A 13,260-nucleotide genomic window follows, 5' to 3' on the forward strand; every position below is an offset into this window, starting at 1 on the left:
GAACATATACGCAACAGAGAGCACCACAAGTTCTTCCCAAACAGATCGTCAATTCTCATATAGTGACTCAGACTTGTCTGGGAATCATCTGTTCCAGTTGTCACATTTGATCCCCGCCATGCCGACTTGCCCGAACCGTCCCGTCCGTCACCGTCCGCGTCCCAAGGACTCCGCTTGCGCCCCTCAACCAAGCCGACCGCACTGGCCCTGCTGGTCACGCTGGCCATCACCGGATCCCTGTGCCTCTGGGCAGCCGTCGCCGCCCCCGACTCGGCCAGGACCGCGGTGGCGTGGGGGGCGGGTGCCGCCGCCGTGCTGCTGTCCGCCGCCGTCGCCACCTCCGTCAACGCCCGCGCCACCGCGCGCCGGCTGCGCGAGATGCACGCGGCCGAGAGCAGCCGGTTCACCGCCGAGACCTCCCGGATGGTCTCCGCCTCCGCCTACGACGCCCAGCGCTTCACCGCCGAGACGGCAAGGATGAAATCGGCCGCCGCCGCCGAGCGGGACCGGCTCACCGCCCAGGCCGCGGCCGCCGCCGAGCGCCTCACCGCAGAGAACGCCAAGCTCAAGGCCCGCGTCTCGCGCAGCGAGACCGAGCGTTCCGCCGCCGTCGCCGCGTGCGCCAACGCCGCGGGCCGGATGCAGGCCCTCGCTACGAGCATGCTCGCCGACCTCCGCGACATGGAGAACCGGCACGCCTCGGAGGACGTCCTGGGCGACCTGCTGCACCTGGACCACCGCACCGCCCAGGCGGGCCGGCTGGCCGACTCCATCGCCGTGCTGACCGGCGCGCGCTCCGGACGCCGCTGGGCGAAGCCCATCGTCATGGAGTCCATCCTGCGCGGCGCGATGGGCCGGATCAGCGGGTACCAGCGGATCCGCCTCCACTCCACCAGTGACGTCGCCATCGCCGGGCACGCCGCCGAGGGCGTCATGCACGCACTGGCCGAACTCCTCGACAACGCGGCGAACTTCTCGCCGCCCACCGCCGAGGTCCACGTGTACGTGGAGGAGGTGCCGGCCGGCATCGTGCTGACCGTCGAGGACAGCGGCCTGGTCATGAGCGACGTGCAGCTGCGCCGCGCCGAGCGTGCCGTCTCCGCGGCCAACCAGGACCTGACCGGTCTCTCCGGCACCCGGCTCGGCCTCGCCGTCGTCGGCCGGCTGGCCCGCAAGCACGGACTGACGGTCTCCTTCCGGCCCTCCGCGCGCGGGGGCACGGGCGCGCTGATGATGCTGCCGCAGGAGATCATCACCAGAACCCCGGCCTCGGCGCCGGCGCCCGAACCCGCCGCCCGTCCGGCGGCCGCAGCCCCGCGTGAGCCCGAGCCGGTCCACGCCTCCGGAGCCGACGGGACCGACCGGACCGACGGGCCCGACAGGACCGGAGCAGCGGTCAGGACCGACGCCACCGATCCGGCCGACGGCACCCGGGACGGCTCCCGCACCCAGGAGATCCCGCGCTCCGACTCCGGCACCGCCTCGGACACCACCGGCAGCCTCCCCCGGTTCGGTGACAGCGGCCTTCCCAAGCGCTCCCGCGGCCGCACCCTGGCCGCCGCCGAGTCCCGCGCCAAGGCCTCGGCCGACGCCGACGCAACCGACGGAACGAACCCCCGGACCCGTACGTCCGATCCCAAGGCCCAGGCAGCCCGCTTCAGCAGCTTCCGCCAGGCCGTACGGCCCACCTCACCGCACCCGGAAGGCAACACCCGATGACCGCGACCACGGACGAGAAGCTCAACTGGCTGCTGGAGGGGCTCCTTGAGCGCACCCCCGGCGCCCGCCACGCCCTCGTGCTGTCCAGGGACGGCCTCAAGCTGTGCCGTACCCCCGAGCTCTCCGTCGACCAGGCTGACCAGCTGGCCGCGATCTCGGCCGGTATCCAGAGCCTGTCGCACGGCGCGTCCGTCGAGTTCGGCGACGGCACCGGCGGCGTACGGTCCGCGATGGCCGAGTTCTACGGCGGCGTGCTGTTCATCGTGGAGGCGGGTGCGGGCGCCCACCTCGCCGTCGTCGCCTCCGAGGACGCCGACGTCGGCCTCGTCGGGCACAACATGAGCGAGCTCGTCGAGCAGCTCGGCGAACACCTCGTCGCCCCGCCGCGCGAGCCCGCAGAGGCCCCCGGGGCCTCCGAGAACGCGGCCCTATGACGCCGCGCCCCCGTCCCGGCCGGGACGACGACCCGGACCGGCTCTACACCCTCACCGGTGGCCGCAGCCGATCCGACTCGGCCGCCTTCGACCTGGTGACACTCGTCGTCTCGGAATGCGAACCGGCCGCCGGTATGCAGTCGGAGCACGTCGCGATCCTGCGCATGTGCGAACGGCCCACCGCGGTCGTCGAGATCGCCGCGAGCCTGAGCCTGCCCGTCAGCATCGTGCGCATCCTGCTGTGCGACCTGCTCGACACCAGCCGGATCAGCGCCCGCCACCCTCGTACCGCACGCGTCGCGGACCGGCTCCCCGACCCCGACATCCTGGAACAGGTGCTCGTTGGACTCCGCAACCTCTGACCGTGCCGCCCTGCAGGCCACGGCCGACAACGGACTGAAGATCGTCGTCGTCGGTGGCTTCGGGGTAGGCAAGACCACCATGGTCCGATCCGTGAGCGAGATCCGTCCGCTCAACACGGAGGAGACGATGACCCGCGCGGGCGAGGCGGTCGACCACCTGGACGGCGTGCAGTCCAAGACGTCCACCACCGTCGCCTTCGACTTCGGCCGGATCACCCTCGACGAACGCTCGGTGCTGTACCTGTTCGGCGCGCCCGGCCAGGAGCGCTTCTGGTTCCTGTGGGACCGGCTGTTCTCCGGCACGCTCGGTGCCGTCGTGCTCGTCGACACCCGGCGCCTCGCCGACTCCTGGTACGCCATCGACCGGCTGGAACACCACGGCACTCCGTTCATCGTGGCGTGCAACGACTTCGGCGGCAGCTTCCACACCGAGCAGCAGATCCGGGAGGCGCTCGACCTCTCCGAGGACGTACCGCTCGTGGAGTGCGACGCCCGGGACCGGTCCTCCAGCAAGTACGTACTGATCACGCTGGTGGAGCACCTGTACGCCCTCTCCAGGGGCACGGCCAGCTCCTCCGCCGCCACCCGTCCGGAGACCACGCCGGAGAAGACCCCGGAGCACACCACGTGACCCAGCCCACCGAACCGCCCCCGGGCTGCCCGGCGCACGGCCGCGCGCCACTGTCCGGACCACGGTTCCAGACCGAACCCACCCAGCTGTACCGGGAGATGCGCCGGGACCACGGCGCCGTGGCACCCGTCGTCCTGGACGGCGACGTCCCGGCCTGGCTGGTGCTCGGCTACCGCGAACTGCACCAGCTCACCAGCGACCCGGTGCTGTTCAGCCGCGACTCCGACCTGTGGAACCAGTGGGAGCACATCCCCGACGACTGGCCGCTGCTGCCGATGATCGGCCGCAAGCAGCCGTCGATCCTCTACACGGTCGGCCCCCGGCACGTCGAGCGCGCCCGGATGATCAGCGACGCCCTGGAGGCGGTCGACCCCTTCTCGCTGAAGCGGTACGCGGAGGAGTTCGCCGACGAGCTGATCGACCGGTTCTGCTCCACGGGCGGGACCGACATCATCGCCGAGTACGCGATGCTGCTCCCCGCCCGCGTCCTGGCCCGGATCTACGGCTTCAGCGACGAGGTCGGCGACGCGCTCGTCGGCTCGATCAACGACATGATCGACGGCCGGGAGCGCGCGCTGGCCGGGCAGCAGCACCTCGGCACGTCGATGTTCCAGCTGCTGGCCGACAAGCGCACCGAACCCGGCGACGACGTCGCCACCCGGATGCTGGCCGACCCCGGCGGCTTCACGGACGAGGAGATCGCCCAGGACCTGATGGTCATGATGGCCGCCGGCCACCAGCCGACCGCGGACTGGATGGGCAACTCGCTGCGGCTGATGCTCACCGACGACCGGTTCGCCGCCTCGCTCTCGGGCGGCCGGCACAGCGTCGCCGAGGCCATGAACGAAGTCCTCTGGGAGGACACCCCGACGCAGAACGTCGCGGGCCGCTGGGCCTCGCGCGACACCCACCTCGGGGGCCGCCACATCCAGGCGGGCGACCTGCTGCTGCTGGGCATCGCCGCGGCCAACTCCGACCCGCAGGTCCGCACCGACGGCTCCGCGCTGACCGGCGGCAACAACGCGTTCCTCTCCTTCGGCCACGGCGAGCACCGCTGCCCCTTCCCGGCCCAGGAGACCGCCGAGGTCATCGCCCGTACCGGCATCGAGGTACTCCTCGACCGCCTCCCGGACATCGACCTCGCCGTCCCCGCCGACCAGCTCACCCGGCGCCCTTCCCCCTGGCTGCGGGGTCTGACGGACCTCCCAGTCGCCTTCACTCCCACCCCCGCCGCAGGACCCGCCAACGGAGGCCAGCAATGACCCGGATCGTCCTCGACCCCTTCGTCGCCGACCTCGACGGCGAGAGCTCCGCACTACGTGCCGCGGGGCCGCTCGCCGAGGTGGAACTGCCCGGCGGTGTGCACTGCTACGCGGTGACGCACCACGCGGAGGCGCGGCAACTGCTGACCGACGCCCGGATCGTGAAGGACATCAACGTCTGGGGCGCCTGGCAGCGCGGCGAGATACCCCTGGACTGGCCGCTGATCGGCCTCGCCAACCCGGGCCGCTCCATGCTGACCGTCGACGGCGCCGACCACCGCCGGCTGCGCACGCTGGTGGCGCAGGCCCTGACGGTGAAGCGGGTGGAGCGGCTGCGCGCGGGCATCGAGGCGCTCACGACCGCGAGCCTGGACCGCCTCGCGGCGCTGCCCAAGGGCGAGAAGGTCGACCTGAAGGCGGAGTTCGCGTACCCGCTGCCGATGAACGTCATCAGCGAACTGATGGGCGTGGACGGGGCCGACCACCCCCGCCTCAAGGAGCTGTTCGAGAAGTTCTTCTCGACGCAGACGCCGCCGGAGGAGGTCCCGCAGATGATGGCGGACCTCGGCGCGCTCTTCACGAAGATCGTCGACGGCAAGCGGGCCGAGCCCGGCGACGACCTGACCAGCGCCCTGATCGCGGCCTCGGAGGACGGCGACCACCTCAGCAACGAGGAGATCGTCAACACCCTCCAGCTGATCATCGCGGCCGGCCACGAGACGACGATCAGCCTGATCGTGAACGCCGTCGTCGCCCTCGAGACCCACCCCGAGCAGCGCAAGCAGGTACTGAGCGGCGAGGTGCCGTGGGAGAACGTGATCGAGGAGACCCTGCGCTGGAACACCCCGACGTCACACGTCCTGATCCGCTTCGCGACCGAGGACGTGGCGGTCGGTGACAAGGTCCTCCCCAAGGGCGAGGCGCTGATCGTGTCCTTCGGCGCACTGGGCCGGGACGAACAGCAGCACGGGCCGACCGCGGGCGAGTTCGACGCGTCCCGCTCCCCCAACCGCCACATCGCCTTCGGTCACGGCCCGCACATCTGCCCGGGTGCGGCGCTGTCCCGGCTGGAGGCGGGGGTCGCACTCCCCGCGCTCTACGAGCGCTTCCCGGAGCTGGACCTCGCGGTACCGGCCTCCGAGCTGCGGAACAAGCCGATCGTCACCCAGAACGACCTGTTCGACCTCCCGGTCGAACTGGGCTGAGCCGGCCCGTCCGGGACGCGCGCTCCGGGGTCCACGAACCGGATCGCGCGTCTCATCCGACGGACAGGATGCGTAGCCGCCGTACCGAACGGCTACGCTCCGAGTCGTGGCCGACATCCAGATTCCCGCTGACATCAAGCCCGCCGACGGGCGCTTCGGCGCCGGTCCTTCCAAGGTGCGGACGGAGGCGCTCGACGCGCTGGCCGCCACCGGAACGTCCCTGCTCGGTACGTCGCATCGCCAGGCTCCGGTGAAGAACCTGGTCGGCGCGGTACGTGACGGAGTGCGCGACCTCTTCTCCCTCCCCGAGGGATACGAGGTGATCCTGGGCAACGGCGGCTCCACCGCCTTCTGGGACATCGCGACGCACGGTCTGATCGAGTCGAAGTCCCAGCACCTCAACTTCGGTGAGTTCTCCTCGAAGTTCGCGAAGGCCGCCAAGCTCGCCCCGTGGCTGGCCGACCCGACCGTCATCGCCTCCGACCCGGGCACCCACCCGGACCCGAAGGCCGAGGCGGGCGTCGACGTCTACGCCTTCACCCACAACGAGACCTCGACCGGTGTCGCGGCCCCGGTCAAGCGCGTCGCGGGCGCCGACGAGGGCTCCCTGGTCCTGGTGGACGCCACCTCCGGCGCGGGCGGCCTGCCGGTCGACATCACCGAGACGGACGTCTACTACTTCGCCCCGCAGAAGTCCTTCGCCTCCGACGGCGGCCTCTGGATCGGCGTCTTCTCCCCGGCGGCACTGGAGCGCGCTTCCCGCGTCCACGCCTCCGGCCGCCACATCCCGGAGTTCTTCTCGCTGCCCACGGCGATCGACAACTCCCTGAAGAACCAGACGTACAACACCCCGGCCCTGGCCACGCTGTTCCTCCTGAACGAGCAGCTGACCTGGATGAACACCCAGGGCGGCCTGGACTTCACCACCGGCCGCACGGCCGCCTCCTCCGGCCACCTGTACGGCTGGGCCGAGGACTCCAAGTACGCGACCCCGTTCGTCACCGACGCGGCCAAGCGCTCGCAGGTCATCGGCACCATCGACTTCGCGGACGAGATCGACGCCGCCGCGGTCGCCAAGGTGCTGCGCGCCAACGGCATCGTCGACACGGAGCCGTACCGCAAGCTGGGCCGCAACCAGCTGCGCGTGGCGATGTTCCCGGCGATCGACCCGTCGGACGTCCAGGCGCTGACGGCGTGCGTCGACTACGTGATCGAGAAGCTGTAGCGCTCACCGCTGACGCGTCGGAACGGCCCTGCATACGTGATCACGTATGCAGGGCCGTTTCTGCTTCACTCGCCGGGGTGACGCGGGGCGTACACGCCGCGAACGGGCACACAGTCCTACGATGATGTTCTCGACATCAGCCCTTTCAGGAGGCCCTCAATGTCTGCAGCAGCAGTCGAGCACCCCTGTGACGGTGAGCCGGAGCGGCCGAAGTGGCAGGAGCGGCAGGAGCCGGAGTCACTGCTCGAAAGCGCCAACCGGCTCTCGGAGCAGCTCCCGGGTCACCGCGTCGAGATCATCGGAGGCGTCATCACCGTGGCCCCATCGCCGGACGGCGCGCACGCGAATGCGCTGACCTCGCTCATGGTCCCCTTCCTGGCGGCAGGCCTCCACAGTGGGGAGTCCAAGGTCCTTCAGGCTGTCGGCGTCTGGCTGCCCGGCGGCCCCTCCGACTACGCCATCCCGGACCTGGCAGTCGTCGACGCCGATTTCGACGAGCACCCGAACGACAACAACTGCTACGACCCCGGTGCCTTCCGCCTCGTCCTTGAGGTCACCTCAGGCAACTACCAGAACGATCTGCGGAACAAGGTGACCGCCTACGCCGCCGCCAAGATCCCCGTGTACGTCATCCTGGACCGCAGGCACGGCCGCGTCCACGTCCTCACGGAACCCCTCCCCGGCGGGTACGACAACCACGAGGTGTACGCGCCCGGCCACAAGGTCACGCTCCCCGACTCCATCGGCGCCGAGGTCACGCTCGACGTCACCGCCCTGGTGGCGGCGGGCCGCCCCAGCCCGAAGGCGAAGCCCAGGCCCAAGCCACCGGAGGAGCCCGATCCGTCCCAGGAGCAGGAGACGGAGCAGGAGCCGCCGCGGGAACCGTCAGAGGGCTGAGACCCGAGGACCGGTCTTCGCCCCGCCGCGTTGTCAGTGCCACTTGCTAGCTTCCGCGTATGAACTCCCCTGTGCCGTACACCGGCAGCGAAAAGGAATCCCTGCACGCCGCCCTCGACCGGCACCGTGACGTGGTGCTGTGGAAGCTCGAAGGGCTGGACGACGAGCAGGTGCGCCGCCCGATGACGCCGACGGGGACGAACCTGCTCGGGCTGGTGAAGCACCTGGCGACCGTGGAGTACGGCTGGTTCTGCGCATCGTTCGGGTACGAGGTCGAGAAGCTCTGGTTCGACCCGGCCACCGAGGACATGACGGTCGCCCCGGACGAGACGACCGCCGGCATCCTGGCGTTCTACGACCGCGCCCGCGCCGCCGCCGACCGGGCCATCGAGAAGACGGACCTGGACGTGACGGGCACGTCGTGGAACGGGCGGACGGTGTCGATGCGGTGGGTGCTCATCCACATGCTGGAGGACGTCGTACGGCACGCCGGGCACATGGACATCGTCCGCGAACTCATCGACGGATCGACGGGCGACCACCCGCGCCCGGTCCCGTCCGGGGCCTGAGGACGGGGGCTCATCCGGCGGCCAGACGCCACCGCACCTCGCCGTCCTCCCACTCCTCGGTCCGCACCAGCCCCGCCGCGGCGGCCACCGCGGCGGAGGCCGCGTGGTCGGGGTGGATGTGGGCGACGACCGTGCGCACCGCTCCCCCGTCCAGCAGGTGCGCCACGAGGCCCGCGGCCGCTTCCTTGGCGTAGCCGCGGCCCTGCCATCCGGACCCGATCACCCAGGCGATCTCGGCCTGCGCGTCGGTCAGGTTCACCGTCGCCTGCGCGTAGCCGACCAGGCAGGCGTCGCCGCGCACCCTGAGCACCCAGTTCCACCACCGCTCGGCCGGGTCCGGGGAGCCGGCCGACTGGCGGGCGTAGCGGATCCGCAGGGCGTCCGTGTCCTCCGGGGCGCCGCCGGTGAAGGTGTGCAGGGCCGGGTCGGCGAGTACGGACGCCATCTCGTCCGCGTGCGCCACCCGCAGGGGCTCGGCGTCCAGGCGGGGGGTGGAGAAGGGCGCAGGCCCGGCGTCAGTCGTCATGATCGGATGATCTTACTTCTGGGCAGGGGCCGGGCTCCGGGCGTGGCGGGCGTCCGCGCGGCTGTCAGCCCTTCCTGCGCCGCCTGCCCAGGAGCAGCAGCAGACCGATCCCGGCGAGCACCGCGATCCCGGTCAGCGTGGTGCCCTTCACCGGCGCGCCGCCGCCGTCGCTCCCCGCCCCGGCGGACGACGGCGACTTCACCCCGGTACGGCCCGATTCGCCGCCGTTCTTCAGGTCCACCCGCACCACATCGCTCTGCTCGCCCTCGGAGCCGTACATCAGTGCCGAGCCGTCGGCCGTGTACGTGACCGACTCGGCCTGCCCCAGCAGCGGGGACTCGACCGGGTAGTCCTTGCCGAGCCTGCCGTTCGCGAACGCGTAGCCGCGCGCGCTGAAGTACGAGCGCAGCACCAGTTCCCTGCCGTCCGGCGAGAACGCCCCGTCCGTCACCCACGGCACCTCCCCGACCCGCCGGAAGATGTTGTCCGAGCCGGCCGTGAGCTTCGCGGGCCCCTCGTAGAGCCCGCCGCCGCCCTCCTTCTTCGAGGCGATGTACACGCGCCCGGTCTTCGGGTGGACCATCAGCGACTCCGCGTTGCGCGGCCCGTCCGCGTACTTCACGTCGAACTGCGTCGCGCGGACCGTCGCGTCGCGCAGCTCCTTCGGCTCGGGGAAGCGGTAGATCCAGACGTGGTCCCAGCTGCCGTCCAGGTTGTCGCCGATGTCACCGACGTACAGGTTCCCGTCCGGTCCGAGCGAGATCGCCTCCACGTCGCGCGGCTCCCCGACGCCCTTCATGGTGATCGTCGCGACGGTCTTCCCGGTCCGGGAGTCGACGGCGAAGACGTACGGGCCGTCGTCGCTGTCGTTGTGCGTCCAGTAGATCCCCGGGTGGGCCCGGCTGGCGGCCAGTCCGCTGGACTCGGTGATCCGCGGGTCCTTGATCGTGAAGCTCCGGTCCGCCCCGCCGTCGTCGGCCACGGCGGGCACCGCCGCCGCGAGGGACAGGAGCGCGGCGGCGCCGAAGGCAGTCAGTCGATACGAGCGCATGGCACAAGTGTCCATCGTCACGTCGCAGGCCGGAGCCATGATCGGCCATGATGGCGCCATGCGTTTCATGTTCGTCGGCGATTCCATGACCATCGGGCGCGCCGGCGACTTCACCTGGCGCTACCGCATGTGGCAGCACCTCGAAGCGTCCCTCGGCGGACCGTACGCGATCGTCGGCCCGCGCACCGGGCTCTACGACACCGGCACGGGCACCCCCGCCTCGTACGCGTACGGCGCCCCGGCCTTCCCCGCCGCCGCCCGCCACCACCTGGCCGGATGGGGCGAGGGGTGGCTGCACATGGCCCCGGTGATCGCGGACACGGTCGCCGCGCACCGCGCGGACATCCTGCTCGTCTCGCTCGGCCTGATAGACCTCGGCTTCTACACGGACAGCGAGCAGACCGCCCGCAACGCCCGCGCGTTCCTCGCGGCGGCCCGCACCGCGAACCCGCACGTCAGGTGCGTACTGCTCCCCGTCATACCGAACATCAGGGCCGAGTCCGACGCGCCCTTCGCCGCCGAGTGCGACCGGTTCAACGAACTCCTCGCCAAGGCCGTGGCCGACTTCGACGAACCGATGTCCCCGATCCTGCTGGCGTCCCGCCCGCCGGGCTACGACATCCACACGGACACCTACGACGGCACGCATCCCGGACCGTCCGGGGAGCACCGGCTCGCGGCCGCCTACGCCGACGCGATGCACCGGGCATGGGGGCTGGGCCGCCCGTACGTCCCGGCGGCGGACCGGCCCGTCACTGCTTCTCCGTCGGCTTCGCCCGTACGTGCATCCGCTCCCCCTGCGGTCCGAACAGGCTGAGGAACTCCACCGGTTCCGGCCCGACGTTGCCCCACCAGTGCGGTGTACGCGTGTCGAACTCGGCCACCTCTCCCGCCTTCAGCACCAGGTCGTGTTCGCCCAGTACCAGCCGCAGCCGCCCCGACAGCACGTAGAGCCACTCGTACCCCTCGTGCACCCGCTGCTCGACCGGACCCGGCGGGCCCGTCAGACCGGGCATGACCTGCTTGTACGCGTTCACCCGGCCGATGTGCCGGGTCAGCGGCACGAACGTCATGCCGTGCCGGTTGAACGGGCGGAACGTGACCCGCGGATCGCCGGTGTCCGGCGCGCCGACGAGCTCGTCCAGCTGCACCCCGTACGCCTTCGCCAGCGGGAGCAGCAGCTCCAGGGTCGGCTTGCGGCCGCCGGACTCCAGCCGGGACAGCGTGCTGAGCGAGATCCCGGTGGTCTCGCTCAGCTGGGCCAGCGTCGTACCGCGCTCCGTCCGCAGCGCGCGCAGCCGCGGCCCCACACCCGTCAGGACGGACGAGAAGTCGCCGTCCGCCGTGCCGTCGTCCTGCGCCGCGTGCTCATGTGCTGCCATCCCTCCATCATGCCGCCGGTTGCCGGTCCGGCAACCGGCTTTGTCATGCGGAGGCCTCGGGAGCGACGCCCGGATCCATCATGGCCAGCGACATCCTGGTCAGCTCGCTGGCCAGCCAGTCCCCCGGCACCTGGCGCGGGCGGCGCCCGTGGTGGGCGAGGAGCTCGTCGACGGAACGCGTCAGCACCTTCACGACGACCGTGAGATCACCGTCCGCCCCATGGCCCCGCTCCGCGGCGCGCTCGGCCTCGCGGGTCAGGAACTCGACCCACACCGACCGCCACATCGCGAGGTGGTCGTCCATCGCCCGGCTCACCCCGAGCACCTCGACGAACGCCACCCTCGCCGCCTGCGCGTCCCGGGTGACGACCCGCACATAGGCGCCGAAGAGTCTGCGGATCCGTTCCTCCGTCGAACAGGTCTCCATGCCCTCGGCCGAGAGCTCCACCTCGACCGCACGCATCCCGCCGATCGCGACCTCGTCGTACAGGTCGACGAGCAGGGCCTCACGCGATTCGAACTCGCGGTAAAAATCGCGTGGTTGTGCGTGCGCCGCGGCGCAGAGATCCTCGACGGAGGTACGGGCGTACCCGTACACGGCGAACAAGGTACGCGCGGCCGCCATCAGTTGCTCACGGCTCCGCACCGGGTCCCTCGTCGCCCGAACTCCGTCCCATCGGTCAACCATGGCATCCACCACCGGTCCTCCTCAGTCCGTCCAGGCCCCCGGGCCCACTCTCCTCGCTCCACCGCGTCAGCGGTGGAACCGCCACACCAGCGAACGGCCGTACGCCTCAGTCGACGCCGCCGGCCGCGTCCTCCGCGAGGACCGCCGCGACCCGCTCCCGCCAGGGCAACGACTCGGGAGCCTCGAAGTCCCCCTCGTCCCGATCGGGGGCGTAGACGGCCCACTTGGCCGAGTGCGCCCGCCACGCGGCCTCCTGCGCACACGGCGGGCACACCGTCTCGTCGCCCCGGGGCCGGCACACGTGCTCCCACCCCGGTCCGTCACGGGTGACAGGCGGCCGGGGCGCGGGCGCCGCGGGGGCGGACGCCCGGCAGCCGCCTCGGCCAGACCACGGGCCTCGCGGACGCCGAGGTGGAACTGCGGGTGCGCGTGCCGGAGGGAGAGCAGGACGCGCTCGGCCTCGGCGACTTCGGGATCGGAGACCTCCGCGAGCGCGTCGGCGGCGTCAACCGTCGCCTCAACCACCCGTTCGCACAGAGCCTGTTCGGCAGGCGCTTCGGAGGGTGAGCGGGGTGAGTTCTTCTCATGTTCTTCATCCACCGGTAGGTGACCACCGGCCGACCGAGTACCCGGACGCCCGACCGCCGGATGGTGACTACTCGGTCCCGCCTGCGGCGATTCCGGCCAGGCGTCCCGGAATCGGCGGGCCTCGTCAGCGCTGAGGGGCACATTGGCGAAGAGTTGATCGGTCACCCACAGGCCTCCCTCACGTTGCCGCCGCCACCCGTGCCCGAACTCCTCGGCCTTGAGCTGCTCCTTGGCCCCGGGGGCCGCCCTGTGCACAGAAACACACAGAGCGTGATGACGCGATCACGCTACAGCACGCGTCTCCCGGTCCACCACACCCGACAGCGGCCCGAACAGCAGTTCCGCACCCACGAAAGGGACTTGGGCGGCGGGTGACGAACGCCAGTCCGGCGGACACGTCAGCGCAGGCCGCTCCCCCGCCGCGACGACCGGGGCTCGCGCGGGCATCAGGTCGGGTGAAGTTTCCGATTCCGTACGCAAGGCGTCGGCGCCGACACCTACCGTGACCAGGGATACAAGATGTCTGTACGCAACGGTGCACGGCTGCGCACGGAGCGGTGGAACAGTCCCAGCAGTTGATCGAACAGGCGGCAGGGGGAATGATGATGACCGAACTCGACCGGTCCAGGAGCAGCTGCAGCGGCGAAGGGGCCGACGCCTGCGTCGAGGTGGCCACCCGCCCCGCACGGTCCACGTCCCTCCGACACGCGGCGGTCTGAAT

17 protein-coding genes are annotated in these 13,260 nt (G+C 71.2%); 12 read left to right on the forward strand and 5 right to left on the reverse strand.

The genetic code is table 11. The annotated features are described in order from the left end of the window. Positions 1 to 174 precede the first annotated feature (174 nt). The 9 genes from ACIQM0_RS23060 to ACIQM0_RS23100 all read left to right on the forward strand — a co-directional run bounded on the left by ACIQM0_RS23060 (position 175) and on the right by ACIQM0_RS23100 (position 8,304). Positions 175 to 1,719 carry a sensor histidine kinase gene (locus ACIQM0_RS23060; protein WP_401289583.1) on the forward strand — a complete coding sequence of 515 codons (1,545 nt, stop codon included), beginning with the start codon at positions 175 to 177 and terminating at the stop codon, positions 1,717 to 1,719. Continuing rightward, positions 1,716 to 2,153: a roadblock/LC7 domain-containing protein gene (locus ACIQM0_RS23065; RefSeq protein ID WP_401289585.1), complete on the forward strand. Its 438-nt coding sequence runs from the start codon at positions 1,716 to 1,718 to the stop codon at positions 2,151 to 2,153. Before ACIQM0_RS23060 ends, ACIQM0_RS23065 begins: the two co-directional genes overlap by 4 nt. Then, complete coding sequence (locus ACIQM0_RS23070; protein ID WP_401289587.1) at positions 2,150 to 2,515, forward strand: DUF742 domain-containing protein; 366 nt, start codon at positions 2,150 to 2,152, stop codon at positions 2,513 to 2,515. The genes ACIQM0_RS23065 and ACIQM0_RS23070 overlap by 4 nt, the downstream gene beginning before the upstream one ends. Further along, on the forward strand, positions 2,496 to 3,146 hold the full coding sequence (locus tag ACIQM0_RS23075) for a GTP-binding protein (protein WP_401289589.1): 651 nt from the start codon (positions 2,496 to 2,498) through the stop codon (positions 3,144 to 3,146). The genes ACIQM0_RS23070 and ACIQM0_RS23075 overlap by 20 nt, the downstream gene beginning before the upstream one ends. After that, positions 3,143 to 4,408: a cytochrome P450 gene (locus ACIQM0_RS23080; RefSeq protein WP_401289592.1), complete on the forward strand. Its 1,266-nt coding sequence runs from the start codon at positions 3,143 to 3,145 to the stop codon at positions 4,406 to 4,408. Before ACIQM0_RS23075 ends, ACIQM0_RS23080 begins: the two co-directional genes overlap by 4 nt. After that, entirely contained in the window at positions 4,405 to 5,613 is a 1,209-nt protein-coding gene (locus ACIQM0_RS23085) for a cytochrome P450 (RefSeq protein ID WP_401289594.1), read from the forward strand. Before ACIQM0_RS23080 ends, ACIQM0_RS23085 begins: the two co-directional genes overlap by 4 nt. Positions 5,614 to 5,719: 106 nt before the next feature. Continuing rightward, the gene (serC, locus tag ACIQM0_RS23090; RefSeq protein ID WP_401289597.1) at positions 5,720 to 6,838 is read left to right on the forward strand and encodes a phosphoserine transaminase; all 1,119 of its coding nucleotides are present in this window, start codon (positions 5,720 to 5,722) and stop codon (positions 6,836 to 6,838) included. A gap of 159 nt (positions 6,839 to 6,997) precedes the next feature. Then, positions 6,998 to 7,735, forward strand: coding sequence for a Uma2 family endonuclease (locus ACIQM0_RS23095; protein WP_401289599.1), 738 nt, complete (start codon positions 6,998 to 7,000; stop codon positions 7,733 to 7,735). Positions 7,736 to 7,794: 59 nt separating this feature from the next. Then, entirely contained in the window at positions 7,795 to 8,304 is a 510-nt protein-coding gene (locus tag ACIQM0_RS23100; protein WP_401289601.1) for a DinB family protein, read from the forward strand. 10 nt (positions 8,305 to 8,314) lie between these two features. On the opposite strand, the gene ACIQM0_RS23105 is transcribed toward ACIQM0_RS23100, so the two are convergent. Further along, on the reverse strand, positions 8,315 to 8,830 hold the full coding sequence (locus ACIQM0_RS23105; protein ID WP_401289603.1) for a GNAT family N-acetyltransferase: 516 nt from the start codon (positions 8,828 to 8,830) through the stop codon (positions 8,315 to 8,317). 64 nt (positions 8,831 to 8,894) lie between these two features. Beyond that, a complete protein-coding gene (locus tag ACIQM0_RS23110; RefSeq protein WP_401289605.1) occupies positions 8,895 to 9,881 on the reverse strand; it encodes a WD40 repeat domain-containing protein in 987 nt (328 codons plus the stop codon). A gap of 58 nt (positions 9,882 to 9,939) precedes the next feature. Here ACIQM0_RS23110 and ACIQM0_RS23115 point away from each other — a divergent pair, with 58 nt between their 5' ends. Then, positions 9,940 to 10,698 (forward strand): GDSL-type esterase/lipase family protein, encoded by a 759-nt coding sequence (locus ACIQM0_RS23115; protein ID WP_401289607.1) that lies wholly within the window; start codon positions 9,940 to 9,942, stop codon positions 10,696 to 10,698. On the opposite strand, the gene ACIQM0_RS23120 is transcribed toward ACIQM0_RS23115, so the two are convergent. The 3 genes from ACIQM0_RS23120 to ACIQM0_RS23130 all read right to left on the reverse strand — a co-directional run bounded on the left by ACIQM0_RS23120 (position 10,634) and on the right by ACIQM0_RS23130 (position 12,252). Then, positions 10,634 to 11,263, reverse strand: coding sequence for a helix-turn-helix domain-containing protein (locus ACIQM0_RS23120; protein ID WP_401289609.1), 630 nt, complete (start codon positions 11,261 to 11,263; stop codon positions 10,634 to 10,636). The genes ACIQM0_RS23115 and ACIQM0_RS23120 overlap by 65 nt on opposite strands. A 43-nt stretch (positions 11,264 to 11,306) precedes the next feature. Next, a complete protein-coding gene (locus ACIQM0_RS23125; RefSeq protein WP_401289612.1) occupies positions 11,307 to 11,963 on the reverse strand; it encodes a TetR/AcrR family transcriptional regulator in 657 nt (218 codons plus the stop codon). A gap of 94 nt (positions 11,964 to 12,057) precedes the next feature. Next, a complete protein-coding gene (locus ACIQM0_RS23130) occupies positions 12,058 to 12,252 on the reverse strand; it encodes a hypothetical protein (RefSeq protein WP_401289615.1) in 195 nt (64 codons plus the stop codon). Positions 12,253 to 12,374: 122 nt separating this feature from the next. Here ACIQM0_RS23130 and ACIQM0_RS23135 point away from each other — a divergent pair, with 122 nt between their 5' ends. After that, a complete protein-coding gene (locus ACIQM0_RS23135; protein WP_401289617.1) occupies positions 12,375 to 12,518 on the forward strand; it encodes a hypothetical protein in 144 nt (47 codons plus the stop codon). 578 nt (positions 12,519 to 13,096) lie between these two features. Then, positions 13,097 to 13,258 (forward strand): hypothetical protein, encoded by a 162-nt coding sequence (locus ACIQM0_RS23140; RefSeq protein ID WP_401289619.1) that lies wholly within the window; start codon positions 13,097 to 13,099, stop codon positions 13,256 to 13,258. The last annotated feature ends 2 nt before the right edge of the window (positions 13,259 to 13,260 follow it).

This window comes from Streptomyces sp. NPDC091387, assembly GCF_044756945.1.
Lineage (GTDB): Bacteria > Actinomycetota > Actinomycetes > Streptomycetales > Streptomycetaceae > Streptomyces.